The organism is Sphingomonas bisphenolicum (assembly GCF_024349785.1).
Lineage (GTDB): Bacteria > Pseudomonadota > Alphaproteobacteria > Sphingomonadales > Sphingomonadaceae > Sphingobium > Sphingobium bisphenolicum.
In genome coordinates, this window is the sequence record NZ_AP018817.1 from 3,049,849 (window position 1) to 3,069,634 (window position 19,786).

General features: G+C 63.5%; 17 protein-coding genes. 9 read left to right on the forward strand and 8 right to left on the reverse strand.

The features are described 5' to 3' along the window. The first annotated feature begins 163 nt into the window (after positions 1-163). From ilvC to leuA, 4 genes are all read left to right on the forward strand, one after another. Positions 164-1,183, forward strand: coding sequence for a ketol-acid reductoisomerase (ilvC, locus tag SBA_RS15195; protein ID WP_129926326.1), 1,020 nt, complete (start codon positions 164-166; stop codon positions 1,181-1,183). 114 nt (positions 1,184-1,297) lie between these two features. Further along, entirely contained in the window at positions 1,298-1,921 is a 624-nt protein-coding gene (locus SBA_RS15200; protein ID WP_261935019.1) for a YceI family protein, read from the forward strand. A 3-nt stretch (positions 1,922-1,924) separates the two neighbouring features. Next, complete coding sequence (locus SBA_RS15205; protein ID WP_261935020.1) at positions 1,925-2,524, forward strand: YceI family protein; 600 nt, start codon at positions 1,925-1,927, stop codon at positions 2,522-2,524. A gap of 214 nt (positions 2,525-2,738) precedes the next feature. Next, positions 2,739-4,412 carry a 2-isopropylmalate synthase gene (leuA, locus tag SBA_RS15210; RefSeq protein ID WP_261935021.1) on the forward strand — a complete coding sequence of 558 codons (1,674 nt, stop codon included), beginning with the start codon at positions 2,739-2,741 and terminating at the stop codon, positions 4,410-4,412. A 122-nt stretch (positions 4,413-4,534) separates the two neighbouring features. Here leuA and SBA_RS15215 read toward each other — a convergent pair whose 3' ends face one another. Continuing rightward, positions 4,535-5,902, reverse strand: coding sequence for a M20/M25/M40 family metallo-hydrolase (locus SBA_RS15215; protein ID WP_261935022.1), 1,368 nt, complete (start codon positions 5,900-5,902; stop codon positions 4,535-4,537). 186 nt (positions 5,903-6,088) lie between these two features. Here SBA_RS15215 and SBA_RS15220 point away from each other — a divergent pair, with 186 nt between their 5' ends. Then, positions 6,089-7,390, forward strand: coding sequence for a dicarboxylate/amino acid:cation symporter (locus SBA_RS15220; RefSeq protein ID WP_261935023.1), 1,302 nt, complete (start codon positions 6,089-6,091; stop codon positions 7,388-7,390). Between the two features lie 72 nt (positions 7,391-7,462). On the opposite strand, the gene SBA_RS15225 is transcribed toward SBA_RS15220, so the two are convergent. Then, a complete protein-coding gene (locus SBA_RS15225; protein WP_261935024.1) occupies positions 7,463-8,989 on the reverse strand; it encodes a catalase in 1,527 nt (508 codons plus the stop codon). 392 nt (positions 8,990-9,381) lie between these two features. Between SBA_RS15225 and trmFO the strand changes: the two genes are divergently transcribed. Beyond that, positions 9,382-10,725, forward strand: coding sequence for a methylenetetrahydrofolate--tRNA-(uracil(54)-C(5))-methyltransferase (FADH(2)-oxidizing) TrmFO (gene trmFO, locus SBA_RS15230; RefSeq protein ID WP_261935025.1), 1,344 nt, complete (start codon positions 9,382-9,384; stop codon positions 10,723-10,725). A gap of 20 nt (positions 10,726-10,745) precedes the next feature. Here the strand turns inward: trmFO and SBA_RS15235 are convergent, their stop codons facing one another. Together SBA_RS15235 and SBA_RS15240 are read right to left on the reverse strand one after the other, a co-directional pair. Further along, the gene (locus SBA_RS15235) at positions 10,746-11,210 is read right to left on the reverse strand and encodes an EF-hand domain-containing protein (protein WP_224549215.1); all 465 of its coding nucleotides are present in this window, start codon (positions 11,208-11,210) and stop codon (positions 10,746-10,748) included. Positions 11,211-11,254: 44 nt separating this feature from the next. Further along, positions 11,255-11,917, reverse strand: coding sequence for a hypothetical protein (locus SBA_RS15240; protein WP_261935026.1), 663 nt, complete (start codon positions 11,915-11,917; stop codon positions 11,255-11,257). A 153-nt stretch (positions 11,918-12,070) separates the two neighbouring features. Between SBA_RS15240 and SBA_RS15245 the strand changes: the two genes are divergently transcribed. Genes SBA_RS15245 through SBA_RS15255 form a run of 3 tightly spaced genes read left to right on the forward strand, consistent with a single transcriptional unit; the run spans position 12,071 to position 15,326 of the window. Then, entirely contained in the window at positions 12,071-14,071 is a 2,001-nt protein-coding gene (locus SBA_RS15245) for a pilus assembly protein TadG-related protein (protein WP_261935027.1), read from the forward strand. Next, positions 14,068-14,664, forward strand: coding sequence for a TadE/TadG family type IV pilus assembly protein (locus tag SBA_RS15250; RefSeq protein WP_261935028.1), 597 nt, complete (start codon positions 14,068-14,070; stop codon positions 14,662-14,664). Before SBA_RS15245 ends, SBA_RS15250 begins: the two co-directional genes overlap by 4 nt. After that, on the forward strand, positions 14,661-15,326 hold the full coding sequence (locus SBA_RS15255) for a TadE/TadG family type IV pilus assembly protein (RefSeq protein WP_261935029.1): 666 nt from the start codon (positions 14,661-14,663) through the stop codon (positions 15,324-15,326). Before SBA_RS15250 ends, SBA_RS15255 begins: the two co-directional genes overlap by 4 nt. A gap of 53 nt (positions 15,327-15,379) precedes the next feature. Here SBA_RS15255 and SBA_RS15260 read toward each other — a convergent pair whose 3' ends face one another. From SBA_RS15260 to eno, 4 genes are all read right to left on the reverse strand, one after another. Further along, positions 15,380-16,750: a pyruvate dehydrogenase complex E1 component subunit beta gene (locus SBA_RS15260; RefSeq protein ID WP_224549220.1), complete on the reverse strand. Its 1,371-nt coding sequence runs from the start codon at positions 16,748-16,750 to the stop codon at positions 15,380-15,382. Then, positions 16,750-17,826 (reverse strand): pyruvate dehydrogenase (acetyl-transferring) E1 component subunit alpha, encoded by a 1,077-nt coding sequence (pdhA, locus tag SBA_RS15265; RefSeq protein ID WP_066603179.1) that lies wholly within the window; start codon positions 17,824-17,826, stop codon positions 16,750-16,752. Before pdhA ends, SBA_RS15260 begins: the two co-directional genes overlap by 1 nt. Positions 17,827-18,059: 233 nt before the next feature. Further along, positions 18,060-18,371, reverse strand: a complete 312-nt coding sequence (locus tag SBA_RS15270; protein ID WP_261935030.1) for an FtsB family cell division protein — start codon at positions 18,369-18,371, stop codon at positions 18,060-18,062. Between the two features lie 77 nt (positions 18,372-18,448). Then, positions 18,449-19,723: a phosphopyruvate hydratase gene (eno, locus tag SBA_RS15275; RefSeq protein WP_261935031.1), complete on the reverse strand. Its 1,275-nt coding sequence runs from the start codon at positions 19,721-19,723 to the stop codon at positions 18,449-18,451. Between the last annotated feature and the right edge of the window lie 63 nt (positions 19,724-19,786).

The window sequence follows — 19,786 nt, forward strand, 5'->3', positions numbered from 1 at the left end:
CGCAGCCTTGGCAGCTTGCTGCCTAGGCGAAGCTGGGAGAGGGGGCCGCGACGCTCGTTAGCGTGTCCCCCCTCTCCAACTTCATCTAGGCCCGGCTGCGCCAGGCCAAGATTTTGTATCCTCTCCCTGAAAGGGCGAGGAAAATGGACATGAGGGAAGAGACATGAAGGTTTATTACGATCACGACGCGGACATCGGCCTGATCAAGGGCAAGAAGGTCGCCATCCTAGGTTACGGTTCGCAGGGTCACGCCCATGCGCAGAATCTGCGCGACAGCGGCGTCGCCGAAGTCGCCATCGCCCTGCGCGCCGGTTCGCCGTCCGCGAAGAAGGCCGAAGGCGCAGGCTTCAAGGTTCTGCCCAACGCCGAAGCCGCCGCCTGGGCCGACGTGCTCATGATCCTGGCGCCCGACGAGCATCAGGCCGCCATCTACGCCGCCGACATCCACGAAAATCTGCGCCCCGGCGCGGCGCTGGCCTTCGCCCATGGCCTCAACGTCCATTTCGGTCTGATCGAAACCCGCAAGGACGTGGACGTCATCATGATCGCGCCCAAGGGTCCGGGCCACACCGTGCGCAGCGAATATCAGCGCGGCGGCGGCGTGCCCTGCCTGATCGCGGTCCATCAGGACGCGACCGGCAACGCCCATGACATCGCCCTGTCCTACGCCAGCGGCGTGGGCGGCGGTCGCAGCGGCATCATCGAAACCAACTTCCGCGAAGAATGCGAAACCGACCTGTTCGGCGAGCAGGCTGTCCTCTGCGGCGGCGCGACCGCGCTGGTCCAGGCCGGGTTCGAAACGCTGGTCGAAGCCGGCTACGCGCCGGAAATGGCCTATTTCGAGTGCCTGCACGAACTCAAGCTGATCGTCGACCTGATGTATGAGGGCGGCATCGCCAACATGCGCTATTCGATCTCGAACACCGCCGAATATGGCGACATCAAGACCGGCCCGCGCATCATCACCGAAGAAACGAAGAAGGAAATGAAGCGCGTGCTGGCCGACATCCAGTCGGGCCGCTTCGTCAAGGACTTCGTCCTCGACAACCGCGCTGGCCAGCCGGAACTCAAGGCCAGCCGCATCGCGGCCCAGCGCCACCCGATCGAGGAAACTGGCGCCAAGCTGCGCGCCATGATGCCCTGGATCGGCGCCAACAAGCTGGTGGACCAGGAAAAGAACTAAGTCCCAGATGAAAGCGTAACCGGAACGATCCGTTTCCGGTTACGGCTCTGGCGCAATCGAGGGGCGTGGCTTATTCAAGCTGCGCCCCTTGAGCGTTTACGGAGAGTCTGTCTCATGAAGAAATTTCTGATCCCCGCCGCCGCCTTCATCGCCATTGCGGGTGGCACCGTCGTCGTCGCCCAGATGCCGACCGCCGCGCCGGGTTCGAAGGACGTCGCCAAAGTCACCGGCGGCACCTACAAGGTCGATGGCGGCCATACCCAGGTCGTCTTCGCCTGGGACCATATGGGCTTCACCAATAATGCCGGCACCATCGCCGAGCCGACCGGCACGCTGACCCTGGACAAGGCGAACCCCGCCGCATCCAAGGTGTCGGTCGAATTCACCATCGCCAATCTGCGCACCGGCGTGGCGAAGCTGGACGAGCATCTGATGAAGGCCGACTTCTTCGACGCCGCCAAGTTCCCGACCGCGACCTTCGTGTCCACCAGCGTGAAGCCAGAAGGCGCGAGCGGCGCCGAAATCACCGGCAACCTGACCATCAAGGGCGTGACCAAGCCCGTCACGCTGGACGCCGAATTTTACGGCGCTGGCGTGCAGCCGATGAGCAAGAAGGAAAATGTCGGCTTCGTCGCCACCGGCACGATCAAGCGCAGCGACTTCGGCATGGGCTATGGCGTGCCGGTCGTCGGCGACGCGATCGAATTGAAGATCATCGCCGGCTTCGAAAAGCAATAAGCCGTGCGCCGTCCGGCGCAAGCCGCGCTGCTTCTGAGCATCGTCGCGCTTGCGCCGGCGGCCACCGCGCCGACGCCCCTCTATGCGCCCGGTACTTATCGGGTCGATAACCTAGCGACCAGGGCGCATTTCCATGTAAAAGCGCTGGTCGGCGGCTATGAAGGCGACTTCGTCGCGCCCGAAGGCGCGGTGGTGATCGACCCTGCCCAGCCCGACCGCGCGACCGTCGACATCAGCTTCCCGGTCGAAAAGCTGACCACCGGCGACGCCTCCACCGACGCGATGCTGAAAGGCGACAGCTTCTTCGACATGGCGAAATTTCCCACCATCCGCTTCATGGCGCAAAATGCCCCGCTGGCGCGCAGCGATGCGCCCACGCCCATTGCCGGCGAACTGACGATGCACGGGCAGACCCGTCCCGTCACTCTCTCCGTCCGGCTGGTCGGTACGACCCCGGACGAAGCGCCGGGCCTGTCCACCATGCATTTCTCCGGCGCCATGACGGTCGAACGCAGCCAGTTCGGCATGGGCTTCGGCCGCCCATTCGTGTCCGACAAGGTGGACCTCAGCGTCGACGCCATTTTCAGCCGCGCCCAATTATGAGCTTTACCCCTCCCCCACAAAAGGGGTAAGGGGACGCATCATGCAGAGCGTCAGCCTTCTTACCCTGCTACGACTTACACGCCCTTAGGCGTGGTTTTTATGCTGCCTTTCGACTATGGGCAGCACCGATCCGCCTAAGGGCATTCATCGCAGTCAAGTCGTATACCGGAAAGCGCCGACCCGCGCGCCGCTGGCAAAGAAGTAGTTTGATCCCATGATGCTGACCGATCCCTCGCAGAAATACCGCGCCTTCCCCCAGGTGGACCTGCCCAATCGCCAATGGCCTGCGCAGGTCATCACCGCGCCGCCGCGCTGGCTGTCGACCGACATGCGCGACGGCAACCAGTCGCTGATCGACCCGATGAATGCGGAAAAGAAGCGCCGCTTCTTCGACCTGCTGCTGAAGGTCGGCGTCAAGGAAATCGAGATCGGCTTCCCCGCTGCGGGCGCGACCGAATTCGACTTCATTTCCGGGCTCGTCCGCGACGACGCAATCCCCGACGACGTGATCGTCCAGGTGCTGACGCAGGCGCGCGCCGATCTGATCGCCACCACCTTCGAATCGCTGCGCGGCGCGCCCAAGGCGATCGTCCATGTCTACAACGCCGTGTCGCCCGCCTGGCGCAACATCGTGTTCCAGATGAGCCGGCCGGAGATCAAGGAGATCGCCGTCAACGCCGCCAAGCTGCTGCGCGACAATGCGGCGGCCCAGCCGGACACCGACTGGCATTTCGAATATTCGCCCGAAACCTTCTCCACGGCCGAACTGGATTTCAGCCTGGAGTGCTGCGAGGCGGTGATGGATATCCTCCAGCCCACGCCCGATCGTCCGCTGATCCTGAACCTGCCTGCGACGGTCGAATGCGCGACGCCCAACATCTATGCCGACCAGATCGAATGGATGTGCCGCAACATCTCCAGGCGCGACAGCGTCGTCATCTCGCTGCATCCGCATAACGACCGCGGCACCGGCGTCGCGGCGGCGGAACTGGGCCTGATGGCCGGCGCGGATCGCGTCGAAGGCTGCCTGTTCGGCAATGGCGAACGCACTGGCAATTGCGATCTGGTGACCGTGGCGCTGAACATGTACACGCAGGGCATCAACCCGCTGCTGGACTTCAGCGACATCGACGAGGTCATCCAGACCGTCGAATATTGCAACCAGTTGCCCGTCCACCCGCGCCATCCCTATGCCGGCGAACTGGTGTTCACCGCCTTTTCCGGCAGCCATCAGGACGCGATCAAGAAGGGCTTCGCCGCGCAGGAAGCGCGCAACGACCTGATCTGGGACGTGCCCTATCTGCCGATCGACCCCAAGGATCTGGGCCGCGATTATGAAGCGGTCATCCGCGTCAATTCGCAATCGGGCAAGGGCGGCGTCGCCTGGGTGCTGCAACAGGACAAGGGCTATAAGATGCCCAAGCGGATGCAGGCCGAATTTTCCAAGGTCGTGCAGGCGATGGCCGACGAAAGCAGCCGCGAACTCAACGCCGCTGACATCTGGAGCGCGTTCCAGACCCATTACCGCCTGTCGGGCGAGCAGGCCTATAGCCTGATCGACTATCATGAAAGCGGCGTGGCGGGCGATCGCATCTTCACTGGTAAGATCACCCATGAAGGCGTGGAGCGCTCCATTTCCGGGCGCGGCAACGGCCTGCTCTCCTCGGTGCTGGCCGCGCTGCGCGACGAATTCGGCGTGCAGCTCGAGATCGCCGACTATAGCGAACATGCGATCGGCGCAGGCAGCGACGTGAACGCCGCCGCCTATGTCGAATGCCGCACCCCCGACGGCCGCACCGTCTTTGGCGTCGGCACCGATGCGGATGTCGCGACGGCGTCGGTGCAGGCGGTGCTGTCGGCCGCCAACGGGATTGCGGTGCGGGGTTAAGCTCCTACCCGACACCTACCCCCGTTCGGTTCGAGCTTGTCGAGAACTGTTCTCGACGGACGCTTCTCGACTTCGCTCGAAGCTGCTCGAACCGAACGGGATAGAGAGGGTAAGCCCGTCCCCTACTTCGCCAGCCCGCGCACCACCGCGTCCCACTGCTCCAGCGATTCCCTAATCCCCGCCACCGGCACCCGTTCGTTCAGCCCGTGGGCGAAGCCATCCTCCGCCTTCATGAACAGGCTGGACACGCCATAGCTGGGCACCCCCAGCGCGCGAAAATAGAGGCTGTCGGTGGCGCCCGCCGACATGCCCGGCATCACCGCGACGCCCGGCGCCCGCGCCGTCACCGCATCGCGCACCACCTTCATCACGTCTGCGCGCAGGGGCGACGCGTCGCTGGCGAGCGGATCGCCCAGCGTCTTCACACGCGCGCTCGGATCGGCCACCACCTTCACCAGTTGCGCCTTCACATCCTCGATGGTGACGCCGGGGAAGATGCGGCAATTCACCTGCACCTTCGCGCTCTGCGGCAGGGCGTTGAGCGCATGGCCGGCGCTCGCCATCGTCGCGACGCAGGTGGTGCGGACCTGCCCGACAAATTCCGGCCGGGTCGACAGCAGTTCCGCCGCCGCCGCGTCGCCCGTATCGGTATAGCGCTTCATCGCCTGTCCCACTTCGCCGCCGATCCGGTCGGCGGACAGCGCCAGCGACGCCCTGGTCAGTGCGTTCCGCATCGGCGGGAACTGATAGGCCGCGATCGCGTCGATCGCCTTGGCCATGCGATAGATGGGATTGCCCGGCGTCGGGGCGCTCGAATGACCGCCCGCATCGGTGAAGGCGAATTCGAAATCCGCATAGCTCTTCTCGCCCGCCTGCAACTGGTACAGCACCGGCCTGCCCTCGTCGTTCAGCAGCCCGCCGCCGCCATCGCCGTTCAGCAGCAGTTCGATGTCCTTATATTGCCCCGCCAGCGCCTTGGTCGTCACCATGTCGGTTTCCTCATCCCCCGACAACAGCAGGATGACGGTCCGGCGCGGTTTCCAGCCTTCTTTCTTCAACTGCGCCATGGTCGCGACCATCATCGCGACGTCATATTTATTGTCCTCTGCGCCCCGTCCGAAGATGTAGCCATTCTCCTCCACCGGCACGAAGGGATCGCGGGTCCAGTCCGCCCGGTCCGCCGCGACCACATCCATATGGCCGATCAGCGCCATGGGCTTCAGCGTCGGGTCGCTCCCCAGAATCGTCGCGGCGAGGGTCGCCGTCTCGCCCATCGGCGTGATGACGATATCGGCGTCGGCAAAGCCCGCGGCCTTCAGCACGCCCGCATAATAGGCCGCCAGTTTCGGCACCTGCCCTTCGCCCTGCACCGTTTTGATCGCGACCGATCGCATCAGGACATCCTTGGCCGCCCCGGCATCCGCCGCCGCCATCGCGCCCTGCGGCAGCGCCAGCAGCGCCAAAGCCGAACATGCGCCGCGCATCATCATAGTGTGAACTCCCCGATGGATCGATATCGCCTGTCTGGCATAGCGGATCGATCACGCCAATGCGTTGATCCCCCACAGCGGAAAGAGGGCCACCTTATCCCTGTTATACACACGTCAAGAATTGCTTGCGCGCAATCGACCGGCCACCACCCGATATAGGCGGCCGGTCGCCCAGAGGAAACAGACATGGCCATTCCTTATCGCAGTTTCGGATTTCAGGTTCTGGCCGGCATGGTCGTTGGCCTCTTGCTGGGCCTCGTCGCCCGCCAGATCGGCGCGGGGCCGGATGGCGACCTCAACTGGCTGGCGACCGCGCTCAAGACGGTCGGCTCTATCTTCGTCTCGCTGCTGAAGGCGATCGTACCGCCTCTGGTCTTCGCCGCCATCGTCGCGTCGATCGCCAATCTGCGCGCGCTCGACAATGCCGCGCGGCTGGCGGGGCAGACCCTGCTCTGGTTCGCCATCACCGCGTTGATCGCAGTCGCGATCGGCATCGCCATCGGCGTCATCGTCCAGCCGGGCGCGGGCCTGCACGGCACGGCGTTGGCCATGGGCAAGAGCGAGAACATGGGCGGCTGGCTCGATTTCCTCAAGGGCCTGGTCCCGGCCAACAGCCTGGCCCTGTCGGGCAGCACCAAGATCACCGACGGCAGCGCGTCCACCAGCATCAGCTTCAACATCCTGCAATTGCTGGTCATTTCGATCGCGGTCGGCCTCGCCACCTTGAAGGTCGGGGAAAAGGCCGACCCCTTCCTCGGCTTCGTCCGCTCGCTGCTCGCGGTGGTGCGCGCGCTGCTCGGCTGGGTCATCCGCCTGACACCGATCGGCTCGGCCGCGCTCATCGGCACCGCCATCGCCACCTATGGCTGGAGCGCGCTGGCGCAGCTTGGCACCTTCACCGCCGCCATTTACCTGGGCCTCGCGCTGGTGCTGCTGGTCGTCTATCCGCTGCTGCTGGTCGCCAATGGCCTGAAACCCGGCCCCTATTTCGCCAAGGCCTGGCCCGCGATCCAGTTGGGCTTCGTCTCGCGCTCCTCGGTCGGCACCCTGCCCGTCACCGAAGCCGTGACCGAACGGCTGGGCGTGGACAAGGGCTATGCCGCCTTCGCCATTCCGCTGGCCTCCACCACCAAGATGGACGGCTGCGCGTCGATCTATCCTGCGCTGGCGGCGATCTTCGTCGCGGGCTTCTACGGCATCCCGCTCCACTTCGTGGACTATGCGCTGATCGTCTTCGTATCGGTCATCGGATCGGCCGCGACGGCCGGCCTGACCGGCGCGATCGTGATGCTGACGCTGACGCTCTCGACGCTGGGCCTGCCGCTGGAGGGCGTAGGGCTGTTGCTGGCGATCGACCCGATTTTGGATATGGGCCGCACTGCGGTCAACGTGGCGGGACAGGTGCTGGTCGGCGTGATCGTCGCCAAGCGGGAGGGGATATTGGACGAGGCGGCTTATTATGGCGAGGGCGCGCTGGTAGAGGTTTAGGGCATAGCCGCTGCCAATATACGGAACCTGCCCACCATTCCATCCGGGCAGGTTCCGTCTCTTTGGCGCTTTCTATTCCGCCGCCTCGGTCTCATGCACCGTTTCGGCTGACGCCATGCCCGGCGCGGCCGATGCTCCGCCAAGCTTGTCGCGAACACCCTTCTCGATCCGTTGTCCCGTTTCCGGGTCGATATTGCGCCAATAGGCAAAGGCGCGCATCAGCACCTTCTCGCTCACGCCGTCGCACAAATGGCCCACGACATTGTCGACCAGCCGCGCACGCGCGGCATCGTCCATCACATCGCGCACCAGCGCGCCGGGCTGGCTGCAGTCATCATCGTCCGCACGCAAACTATATGCGGTTCGCACCATTTCGCCGTCCGCCTGCCAAAGCCCGGCCTCATGGGCGTCGGCCTGCGCCGCCGGACCACCATAGCTATTGGGCGCATAGACCGGATCGGTCGCTTTCGCGACGCGCATGGCGCCTGCCTGGGAATAGCTATGGACAGGCGCGACCGGCTGGTTGACCGGTATCTGCTTGTAGTTGACGCCGAGCCGGGCGCGATGGGCATCGGCATAGGAGAAGCCGCGCGCGAGCAGCATCTTGTCGGGTGAAAGGCCCACGCCGGGCACCATATTGTTGGGTTCGAACGCAAGTTGCTCGATCTCGGTATGAAAATCGGTCGGGTTGCGGGTCAGCATCAACTTGCCGACCTCGATCAACGGATAGTCCGCGTGCGGCCAGGTCTTGGTCAAATCGAACGGATTGATCCGGTAGGTCTTGGCATCCTCATAGGGCATGATCTGCCATTTAAGCGTCCAGCTTGGATGATCGCCCTTGGCAATGGCATTGAAGAGGTCGCGGCGATGATAGTCGCCATCCTTGCCGGCCATCTTGTCGGCGTCATCCTGGGTGAAACATGCGTTGCCGTCGCCCAGATCGGTGTGGAAATGGAACTTGACCCAGAATTTCTCGCCGTCGGCATTGATGAGCGAATAGGTATGGCTGGAATAGCCGTTCATCTCGCGCCACGTCTTGGGAATCCCCCGATCGCCCATCAGATAGGTCACCTGATGAGCGCTTTCGGGCGACAATGTCCAGAAATCCCACTGCATGTCATGATCGCGCAAGCCATTGTCGGCCCTGCGCTTCTGCGAGCGTATGAAGTGCTGAAACTTCATCGGATCGCGCACGAAGAAGATCGGCGTATTGTTGCCGACCATATCGAAATTGCCTTCCTCGGTATAGAATTTTACTGAGAAACCGCGCGGATCGCGCCATGTGTCGGGGCTGCCACGCTCGCCCGCAACGGTCGAAAAGCGCATGGCGACATCGGTTTTAGCCCCCGGCTGGAACAGCTTTGCCTTGGTATATTTCGCGACATCCCCGGTGACTTCGAAATGCCCGAATGCACCGCTGCCCTTTGCGTGCGGCTGTCTCTCGGGGATTTGCTCCCGGTTGAAGTTCGCCATCTGCTCCAGCAGATAGTGATCGTTGAGCAGGATCGGCCCGTCGCTGCCGACGCTGAGTGAATATTCGTCGCTCTGGACAGGGATGCCGGCGTCGTTAGTGGTGCGGGGGACAGACGGATCGGTCATCGGGTTTCCTCGGTTTTTTTTGAATCGGCTATCTAGCCCTACCCACGAGACTGTCGGCGGTTCCATCGACCATGCCGATGACAGTGTTTCATGCGCGCCCTTTCTGCCCGACCACCATCTCTGCCACTTCCCTCTCGACATAAACGAACACCACTTCGCAAAAACCCTCCTATTGCGAAGTCCGCCCTGCGTAGCCGCACCCGCGCAAAAGCGAACCCTGCGACGGTGTGAACTTCGCAGCCTTCGCCAATCGTCGCCTACTCCCAAAGCCCCCAACCCCGCCCTGTCCTACACGCCCGCCATCGGCTATAGCCCTTGCCCAAAGCGGCGATATGTCCCACGGACGCCCGCACCATCCGCATTCCCCACACAGCCATAAAGTCACACGCACCATGCCCCATCATCAGGTCCACATCATCGGCGGCGGCCTCGCCGGAACGGAAGCCGCCTGGCAGTTGGCGCAGGCCGGCATCCGCGTGCGCCTGTCGGAAATGCGCGGAAGCGGCGACATGACCCCGGCGCACCAGACCGAGGGGCTGGCCGAACTGGTCTGCTCCAACAGTTTCCGGTCCGACGATGCCGACAAAAATGCCGTGGGCCTGCTGCATCAGGAAATGCGCCGGCTGGACTCGCTCATCATGGCGAGCGCCGAACCGGCCAAGGTGCCCGCCGGCTCCGCGCTGGCGGTCGACCGCCATGTCTTTTCCGACGCCGTCACCCGCGCGCTCGCCGACCATCCCAATGTGGAGATCGTGCGCGAGCGGATCGACATGCTGCCCACAGAGGGCATGACCATCGTCGCCACCGGCCCGCTGACCGCGCCCGCGCTCGCCACCAGCATCGGCCAGGCGGCGGGCATGGAGCATCTCGCCTTTTTCGACGCGATCGCGCCGGTCGTCCATTTCGACAGCATCGACATGGACCAGTGCTGGATGGCCAATCGCTGGGACAAGATCGGCCCCGGCGGCGGCGAGGGGAAGGATTATATCAACTGCCCGATGGACAAGGACCAGTATCAGGCCTTCGTCCAGGGCCTGCTCGACGGCGAAAAGACCGAGTTCAAGGAGTGGGAGGCAAGCACCCCCTATTTCGAAGGCTGTATGCCGATCGAGGTCATGGCGTCGCGCGGCCCGGAAACGCTGCGCCACGGGCCGATGAAGCCGATGGGCCTCGACAATCCACGCACCGGCCGCTGGCCCTATGCGGTGGTGCAGTTGCGGCAGGACAATGCCAGCGGCACTTTGTGGAACATGGTAGGTTTCCAGACCAAGCTGAAACATGGCGCGCAGGCCGAATTGTTCCGCACCATAGCCGGCCTCCAGAATGCCGAGTTCGCGCGGCTGGGCGGGTTGCACCGCAACACCTTCATCCAGAGCCCCAAGCTGCTCGACCCGACTTTGCGGCTGAAGAGCGCGCCGCATATCCGCTTTGCAGGCCAAATGACGGGCTGCGAAGGCTATGTGGAGAGCGCCGCGATCGGCCTGATCGCCGGGCGCTTCACCGCGGCTGAACTGCTGGGCCGCGACCTGACCCCGCCGCCGGCCGACACGGCGCTGGGCGCGCTGCTCGGCCATGTGACCGGCAATGTGGTGAGCGCCGACTATCAGCCGATGAACGTCAATTTCGGCCTGTTCCCGACTTTGGACGACGTAAAGAAGAAGCAGCGCAAGGAAGCCTATACGTCCCGCGCCCGCGCGTCCTTCGGCTTGTGGATGGGGGAGATGGAACTCGCCTGATTACCCCATTCCCGTTGAGATCAACATTTACACTTCGCCTTCACCGCCCGCTTGGGCGCGGTGGCGGCGAACTCCGCCGGGGTCAGCTTGCCGTCCTTGTCGGCATCCGCCGCGCCGAACCGGTCCGCCGTCGCCACCGCCCATTCCTCGAACGACAACAGATTGTCGCCATCCTTGTCCAGCGCCTTGAACGCCTTGGTGCGGCTGCCCATCATCTCGACACGGGTGATGACGCCGTCGCGGTTCCGGTCGTAGCGGGCGAAGCGCTTCTGCTCGCGGCTCTGCGGACTGGCCTCGCCGGGCATCGGTGGCGCGTCGCCGACGGCATCGGGATCGCCCTCCGGCAGCGCCTCCATCTCCGGCGGTGGCGGCGGGGCGGAGGCAAGCTGGGGCACCGGCGCATTGTCCGCCCGCCCCTGCCACCAGAACAGGCCGCCCGCGACCAGCAGCAGCGCCGCCATGCCACCCGCCAGCAATCGCCCCATGCCGCCCTCCTCAAGTCCGTAGGCGGCCAGCCTATCCCGACCGACTAGCGTCCGACAAGCGCGATCCGCAGCAACCGTCCCGCCAGCGCCCGCGGCATGCCTCTGGGCGCGCCCCGCCTGGCCTGCACATCCTGCCGCGCCAGGGTGAAGGCGATCCGCAGCGGCTTCCATCCCCGCGGCCAGCGCGCGCCGTCAACCTGCGGCAGCAACTCGGACGCCAGAGCCAGCGCCGCTTCCGCCAGCGCCTTGTCCCCGACATGCCCGGCCAGATCCCACAGCGCCCAAACCTGCCCCGCCGCCGCCAGCCAGGGCGGCATCTCCGCCGCATCGGCCAGCGCCCGGAACAATCCCCCGCCCCGTCCCGTCGCATAGTCGCGCAGCCCCTGCACGTCGATGTCCGGCTCGACCACCAGCACTTCCCAGCCATCGATCAGCGCCACCAATCCCGGCGAACCGATCGCTCCCGTCACCCGCATCGCATCGACGACGGGCTCGCCCTGCCCCTTGATGCCGGCCGAATCGGCGATGACGTCATTCCACCAGGCAAGGCGCATCTGGCCGATCATCGCCTCGCTGGTGGTGCGCGCGACCTTGGCCAGCCGCGCATCGAACGCCCAGAGCGCACGATGCCGCGCCGCCTGCCCACCGCCGGCATGGGCCGCCAGCACCGCGCCGAACGGCGGCACGGCGTCTTCGTCAAGGCTCATCGGGCGACTCCCGTCGTGACAAGGCCTGCGCAGGTTATCGGTCCTTTAACCATCTTCCTCATACACATTCTAACGAGTGCGCCTGCATAGGCGGACAGGTTGCCCAACCCATATGTGGGGTGTCTCGGGCGCGACATGGGTGATTGCAGGCAAATGGGCAAGACAGAAGAGCATCGACAAGGCTTCCTGAAGCGGCTGGCGGGCAACCAGGCGGGCAACGCCATGGCGATGGTCGCTGCGGCGATCATCCCGCTCGCGGCGCTGATCGGCGGCGGACTCGACATGAGCCGCGCCTATATGGCGCGCGCCCGGATGCAGCAGGCCTGCGACGCCGCCGCGCTGGCGGGGCGCCGCGCCATGACCGGTTCCTCCATGAGCCAGGCCGACAAGGATGAAGCGAAGAAATTCTTCGATTTCAACTTCCCGCAAAATACTTTCCAGGCTGCGACCTTCGTCCCCGTGATCCAGAGCAAGCCGGGCGAAACCACCACGGTGCAGGTGACGGCGGAAACGACCATGCCGACCACCATCATGAAGATCTTCGGCTATCAGACCCTGCCGCTCGCCGTGACATGCGAAAGCCGGTTCGACATCGGCAATACCGACGTCATGCTGGTGCTCGACACCACCGGGTCCATGTCCAGCAACATGACCGATACCGACGGCACCGTCATGACGCGGCTGGCCGCGCTCAAGCTGGCGGTGAAGGATTTCTACGATACGCTGGGCGCCGGGTCCGACACGACCGGGCGTATCCGCTACGGCTTCATGCCCTATAGTTCGACCGTGAACGTAGGTTATTCGTTGCCGGCCAGCGCTTTAATAGGTGGAACCACGGGTGAAACCTGGAATTACCAGACCCGCCGCCGCTACATCAGTAGCTACACCAGTTCCACCAGCTATGGCAGCTGGACCAAAACGTCCGGATCTACGACCAACGGCAGTGGGACCGATGTCGGCGATCGCTGGACCTGTCCCAACGACCGCTCGGATACCGTCACTTCCACCAGTAGCAATTCGTCCAATCCGTCCACGACTGACGGCAACGGGGTGATCACAACCACCGGAACGGAAACGCGCGTCACCACCGGCATCAACTACACCAACGGCAGCTGCTATTATTCCAGCAATAAATACCGGAAGGATTGGACCTCCGTCACATATAACAGCTACACGGAACAGCGTAGCACGACCGTGACCCAGACGCCGCAATATAGCTGGCAATATGGGCAATATCCGCTCGACGTGTCGAATTACATCACCGGCAATGCGACCACCAATCCGACGTCCGTGACCGGGGCGACCACCGACGCCAACGGCACGACCGTGTCCGCGACCAACACATGGGCCGGTTGCATCGAGGAACGCGATACCGACAGCAGCATAACCGCGACGACTTCCACAACTGCCGTCCCGAATGGCGCCTACGACCTGCAGATCGATACCGCGCCCACAAACACCGCCACCAAATGGCGCCCCCATTGGCCGGATGTGGAGTTCGATCGCAGCGGCCGTTGGCTAAACGACAATCGCAATAACGACTATCGCTCCGGCACCGGCGGCTGGAATGCCTGCCCCAGCAAGGCGCGCAAGCTGGCGAGCTATTCCAGCCGCACAGCCGTGCCGACCGGCATGTCCAGCAGCTTCGACAGCTATGTCGATGGCCTGATAGCGATCGGTGGCACCTATCATGACATCGGCATGATCTGGGGTGCTCGCTTCCTGTCGCCGACGGGTATCTTCGCGACTGACAACGGCGCCGCACCCAATGGCTTCAACATCTCGCGCCACATCATCTTCATGACAGACGGCGATATGAGCGCCTATGATGCAGTCTACGGAGCCTATGGTTATCAGAAGCTGGACGCGCGCGTAGCCGCAGCCAGTACCGGTAACAGCGATCTGACCGCCATCCACAAACGGCGGCTGGAAATGCTTTGCAACGCGGTCAAGGGCAAGGGCATCACCATCTGGGTCGTCGGCTTCAAGGATCAACCGCCGACAGGCACCGCCGATTCGACGATGCTCGACACCGAGTTGCAGACTTGCGCCAACAGCAGCAACCATTGGTTCATGGCCTATAAGCCGTCCACGCTGCGTCAGAAGTTCAAGGACATCGCCAAGAATATCGGCGGCTTGAGGCTGTCGCAATGATCGGTCGGATCGGCCGCTTCCTCGCTCGCCTGCGCGCTCATGCGCGCGGCGCGACGCTGCTGGAATTCGGGCTGGTCGCCGGGCCGCTGATCCTGACCATCATGGCGATCGGCGATCTGGGCTATCAGTCCTATCTGCGCGCGGTGACGCGTGGCGTGTTGGAAAAGGCGTCGCGCTCCGCATCGGTCGGGACGCTCAACAGTACCGACATCGACACCTATATCGAGGCGCAAATGGCCGCGATCAACTCCAAGAACGGCACCACCTCCACGATCAAGAAAAGCTATTATAACTTCTCACGCGTCGGCAAGCCGGAGAAGATCACCACCGACACCGCGCCATTGGGCAGTTATAATGCGGGCGACTGTTATGAGGACGCCAACGGCAATGGCGCCTATGACGCCGCGGGCGGATCGACCGGTCTCGGCAGCGCCGACGACATCGTCTATTATGAAGTCACCATATCGATGCCGCGCCTGTTCCCGATGGCGAAATTGCTGGGCTGGAGCGCGACCCAGTCCGCCACCGCCACCACCATCGTCCGCAACCAGCCCTGGGCGAACCAGGGCACGCCGACGATCCGATGCTCATGATGTCGGCACGCCCCCGCCTCACCGCCCTGATGCACCTGCTGCGCCGCGACGATCGCGGCCTGGCGCTCATCGAATTCGCCTTCTCGCTGCCGGTGCTGGTCATATTGTGCATGGCTGGCCTGGAATGCGCGAACCTGGCGCTGGCGCATATGCGCGTCAGCCAGGTCGCGATGCTGGTCGCCGACAATGCCGCGCGCGTGCGGACATCGATCGACGAAGCGGACATCAATGAGATCATGACCGGCGCCGACCTGTCGACCAACTCCTTGGGCCTGAAAGCCAATGGCCGGATATTCCTCTCCGACCTGGAGCCTAACGGAAAGACAGGTGCGAACGCCGGCCAATATATCCGCTGGCAGCGTTGCTGGGGCTCCGGCACCTTCACATCCAGCTATGGCGTGGCCGGTGATGGCGCCACAACGGCCAGCATGGCCAATGGCATGGGACCGGGCACGACGGCCGCGACGAAAGTGTCGGCCGCCAGCGGCACCGCGGTGATGTTCGTGGAGGTCGCCTATAATTATCAGCCGCTGATCACAAATTCGATCTTCGGCGCGAAAATCATCCGCTATACCAGCGCCTTCAACGTGCGCGAGCGAACCGACCAGGCGATCAAGAATGCCGGCAATCTCGCCACATCGGCCACCGCATCCTGTAGCTGATACAAAAAGGGCGGCCTTTCCAGCCGCCCTTCATTCTCATTTTTGATGCGTGCTTACTTGTAGCAGACCTTCTTGGCCGCCGCGACGACGCGGCTCGCGTCGATCAATGCGGCCTTTTCGAGGTTCGCGGCATAGGGCAGCGGCACGTCTTCGTTAGTGACGCGCAGGACCGGGGCGTCGAGATCGTCGAAGCCCTGCTCCATGACCACGGCAGCGATTTCCGACGCGATCGAGCAGGTCGGCCAGCCTTCTTCCACCACCACCAGGCGGTTGGTCTTCTTCAGGCTTTCCAGCACCGTCGCGGTGTCGAGCGGGCGCAGCGTCCGCAGGTCGATCACTTCGGCGTCGATGCCCTCACCCGCCAGCGTTTCCGCCGCGTCCAGCGCCAGCCCCACGCCGATCGAATAGCTGACCAGCGTCACATCCTTGCCCGGACGCATGATCCGCGCCTTGCCGATCGGCAGGACATAATCGTCCAGCTTGGGCACGTCGAAGCTGCGGCCGTAGAGAAGTTCATTTTCCAGGAACACGACCGGGTCGGTCGAGCGGATCGCGGCTTTCAGCAGGCCCTTCGCGTCGGCGGCATCATAAGGTGCGATGACGATCAGGCCGGGGACGGCGGCATACCAGGGACCGTAATTCTGGCTGTGCTGTGCGCCGACGCGGCTCGCCGCGCCGTTGGGACCGCGGAACACGATCGGGCAGCGCATCTGGCCGCCGGACATGTAATTGGTCTTGGCGGCCGAGTTGATGATGTGGTCGATCGCCTGCATGGCAAAGTTGAACGTCATGAACTCCACGATCGGGCGCAGGCCGCCCATCGCCGCACCCGCACCGATGCCGGCAAAGCCATATTCGGTGATCGGCGTGTCAATGACGCGCTTGTCGCCGAATTCGTCGAGCAGGCCCTGGGTCACCTTATAGGCGCCCTGATATTCCGCAACTTCCTCGCCCATCACGAAGACGCGCTCGTCCTTGCGCATCTCCTCGGCCATGGCGTCGCGCAGCGCTTCGCGCACGGTCGTCTTGACGAACTCGGTGCCTTCCGGAATGGCGGGGTCCTGGACCGACGCCTTGACGTCGCTAGCCAGCTTGGACGTGCCGCTTTCGGCCTTCTTGGGCGCTGACGCGGCTTCCGCCTTGGGCGCTTCGGCCTTGGGCGCCGGCGCGGCTTCTTCACCGCCCTCTCCCGCCATCTCGGCGATCACGGTGCCGACCTTCACGCCTTCGGTGCCTTCGGCGATCATGATCTTGCCGATCTTACCCTCGTCGACGGCTTCGAATTCCATCGTCGCCTTGTCGGTCTCGATCTCGGCGAGGATGTCGCCGGACTTGACCTCATCGCCTTCCTTCACCAGCCATTTGGCCAGCGTGCCCTCTTCCATCGTCGGCGAGAGCGCCGGCATCTTGATTACGATACCCATTAATATTGCTCCACCAGCACGTCGGTATAGAGTTCGGACAGTTCAGGCTCTGGCGAGGTTTCCGCGAAATCGGCCGCTTCGGCGACGGTCTTGCGGATATCCTGGTCGATCACCTTGATGTCGTCCTCGCTGACGCCGGCCTCGATCAGATATTTCTTCACGCCTTCGATCGGATCGGACTTGTCGCGCATCGCCTGCACTTCCTCGCGCGACCGGTATTTGGCCGGGTCGGACATGGAGTGGCCGCGATAGCGATAGGTCTTCATTTCCAGCAGGATCGGGCCATTGCCCTCCTGCACCCACTTCAGCGCCTCTTCGGTCGCGCCGCGCACCGCCAGCACATCCATGCCGTTGACCTGGAGGCCGGGGATGCGGAAGCTCTCGCCACGGCGATAGAGCTGGTCTTCCGCCGAAGAGCGATTGACGCTGGTCCCCATCGCGTACTGGTTGTTCTCGATCACGAAGATAATCGGCAGCTTCCACAGCTCGGCCATGTTGAACGATTCATAGACCTGGCCCTGGTTGGCCGCGCCGTCGCCGAAATAGGCGACGCACACACCGCCATCGCCATTATATTTATGCGCAAAGCCCAGCCCCGCGCCCAACGACACCTGCGCGCCGACAATGCCATGGCCGCCGAAGAATTTATGTTCGACGCTGAACATGTGCATCGAACCGCCCTTGCCGCGCGAAATGCCGGCTTCGCGGCCGGTCAGTTCGGCCATGATGACATTGGGGTCGATACCATAGGCAAGCATGTGGCCGTGATCGCGATAGCCGGTGATGACGCTGTCCTTGCCGGGCTTCAATGCCGACTGGATGCCCACCGCGACCGCTTCCTGACCGATATAGAGGTGGCAGAAGCCGCCGATCAGGCCCAGGCCGTACAATTGGCCGGCCTTTTCCTCGAAGCGGCGGATGAGGACCATCTGCCGATAAAATTCCAGCAGTTCGTCCTTGCTGGCCTTGTAATCGGTCGGGGTCTGGGGGCGAGGCCGGTTATGGTCCGCGCCGGCAGCGGGTGCAGCCGCCTTTGCCGTTGCGCGTGAAGGACGCGGCGTCGTTGGTTTCGCCAAGGCTCTTATCCTTTTGCGTGGGGGTAGGATGGAAGGAAGGCCGATATAGCGGCAGAGTTGCATATATTGCAACGGCGGACCCCGCGGAATCCGGGCAGAACCAATAGCTGCGGCCAAAAATTGATGACGCGGGGCGCATCTGCGAAGGTGGCCTCGCAAGGCTCGCAGCAAAATTACCGAGACGGCATTTTCAACGCAAAATCATTTCATGCGCCTGCGCAGGATGACCCGGCTCAGTTTAGTGGCACGACCACTTCGTCATGATGGATAACGCCCAATTGACGGCGGATCAGTTCGTCCGACAGGTCGGGATCGACGCGGCGCGGATTGAGCAGGTCGACCCGGTTGTGCAGTTCGGCCCGCGCCGCCTGTACATGCTTCAATTCCATTTTCGCCGCCTGCAACTGGCGCGAATAATCGCCCCAAGCGAGCACCCCGTTGGAACCCAGCACGACATAGCCCGCGAAGAACAGCAGCAGGAGCAGCGCGATCGCAGGGCCGATAGCCGACCAGAGAAGGAGACGAAGTTTCGCGATGTGCGCCATAAACCAGAAGAATCACAGGAAAAGGCCGACCGCAAGCGAAAAATGCGTCGCTTGCGGCCAGCCGAGTCTCCCGATGCTTAGCGGAAGATCGAACGTCCCGCATATACGGCGATATCGCCCAGTTCTTCCTCGATGCGGATGAGCTGGTTATATTTGGCGAGCCGGTCCGAACGGGCGAGCGAACCGGTCTTGATCTGCCCGCAATTGGTGGCGACGGCGAGGTCGGCGATGGTCGCGTCCTCCGTCTCGCCCGACCGGTGCGACATGACCGCGCTATAACGCGCGCGATGCGCCATATCGACGGCGGCCAGCGTTTCGGTCAGCGTGCCGATCTGGTTGACCTTGACCAGCAGCGAATTGGCCAGCCCCTTACCGATGCCCATCGCCAGGCGCTTGGGGTTGGTGACGAACAGGTCGTCGCCCACCAGTTGGACCTTGTCGCCGATCTTGTCGGTCAGCGCCTTCCAGCCTTCGAAATCATCCTCGCTCATGCCGTCCTCAATCGACTTGATCGGATAGTCGGCGCACAAAGCGGCAAGATAGTCGGCCATTTCGACCGGCGAGAGGGACAGGCCCTCACCCGAAATCTCATATTTGCCATTCTTGAAGAATTCAGTCGCGGCGCAATCCAGCGCCAGCACGACGTCGTCGCCGGGCTTGTAGCCCGCCTTCTCGACCGACAGCATGATGAAGTCCAGCGCGTCGCGGGTCGAGGCGATGTTGGGCGCGAAGCCGCCCTCGTCGCCGACCGACGTCGCCAGCCCCTTGTCGTGCAGGCCCTTCTTGAGCGTGTGGAAGATTTCCGACCCGATCCGCACGGCGTCGGCGATGCTGTCCGCCCCCACCGGCATGATCATGAATTCCTGGAAATCGATCGGGTTGTCGGCATGTTCGCCGCCATTGATGATGTTCATCATCGGCACCGGCAGCACATGCGACGACACGCCGCCGACATAGCGATAGAGCGGCAGGCCGCGCGCGTCGGCCGCAGCCTTGGCCGCGGCGAGCGACACGCCCAGGATGGCGTTGGCGCCCAGGCGCGACTTGTTGTCCGTGCCATCGAGCGCAATCATCGCGGCATCGACTTCGCCCTGATCCTCGGCGTCCAGGCCGATCAGTTCGCCCGCAATCTCGTCATTGACGGCGGCAACGGCCTGAAGCACGCCCTTGCCCAGATATTGGCTCATGTCGCCGTCGCGCTTTTCCACCGCTTCATAAGCGCCGGTGGAAGCGCCCGAAGGCACGGCCGCGCGGCCGAAGCTGCCGTCTTCCAGCATGACATCGACTTCGACGGTGGGATTGCCCCGGCTGTCGAGAATCTGGCGGGCGTGAATATCGAGAATGGCGGTCATGATCGCTCCTGCACTTAGCGTCGTAACGGGCGGCTTGCGGCCGGGGAATGCGCGATCCGCTTA

What these genes read in the sequence shown, in the direction of transcription:
- ilvC (WP_129926326.1), top strand. Translation starts at nt 164, where the DNA reads ATGAAGGTTTATTACGATCACGACGCGGACATCGGCCTGATCAAGGGC.
- SBA_RS15200 (WP_261935019.1), top strand. Translation starts at nt 1,298, where the DNA reads ATGAAGAAATTTCTGATCCCCGCCGCCGCCTTCATCGCCATTGCGGGT.
- leuA (WP_261935021.1), top strand. Translation starts at nt 2,739, where the DNA reads ATGATGCTGACCGATCCCTCGCAGAAATACCGCGCCTTCCCCCAGGTG.
- SBA_RS15215 (WP_261935022.1), bottom strand. Translation starts at nt 5,902, where the DNA reads ATGATGATGCGCGGCGCATGTTCGGCTTTGGCGCTGCTGGCGCTGCCG.
- SBA_RS15220 (WP_261935023.1), top strand. Translation starts at nt 6,089, where the DNA reads ATGGCCATTCCTTATCGCAGTTTCGGATTTCAGGTTCTGGCCGGCATG.
- SBA_RS15225 (WP_261935024.1), bottom strand. Translation starts at nt 8,989, where the DNA reads ATGACCGATCCGTCTGTCCCCCGCACCACTAACGACGCCGGCATCCCT.
- trmFO (WP_261935025.1), top strand. Translation starts at nt 9,382, where the DNA reads ATGCCCCATCATCAGGTCCACATCATCGGCGGCGGCCTCGCCGGAACG.
- SBA_RS15235 (WP_224549215.1), bottom strand. Translation starts at nt 11,210, where the DNA reads ATGGGGCGATTGCTGGCGGGTGGCATGGCGGCGCTGCTGCTGGTCGCG.
- SBA_RS15240 (WP_261935026.1), bottom strand. Translation starts at nt 11,917, where the DNA reads ATGAGCCTTGACGAAGACGCCGTGCCGCCGTTCGGCGCGGTGCTGGCG.
- SBA_RS15245 (WP_261935027.1), top strand. Translation starts at nt 12,071, where the DNA reads ATGGGCAAGACAGAAGAGCATCGACAAGGCTTCCTGAAGCGGCTGGCG.
- SBA_RS15250 (WP_261935028.1), top strand. Translation starts at nt 14,068, where the DNA reads ATGATCGGTCGGATCGGCCGCTTCCTCGCTCGCCTGCGCGCTCATGCG.
- SBA_RS15255 (WP_261935029.1), top strand. Translation starts at nt 14,661, where the DNA reads ATGATGTCGGCACGCCCCCGCCTCACCGCCCTGATGCACCTGCTGCGC.
- SBA_RS15260 (WP_224549220.1), bottom strand. Translation starts at nt 16,750, where the DNA reads ATGGGTATCGTAATCAAGATGCCGGCGCTCTCGCCGACGATGGAAGAG.
- SBA_RS15270 (WP_261935030.1), bottom strand. Translation starts at nt 18,371, where the DNA reads ATGGCGCACATCGCGAAACTTCGTCTCCTTCTCTGGTCGGCTATCGGC.
- eno (WP_261935031.1), bottom strand. Translation starts at nt 19,723, where the DNA reads ATGACCGCCATTCTCGATATTCACGCCCGCCAGATTCTCGACAGCCGG.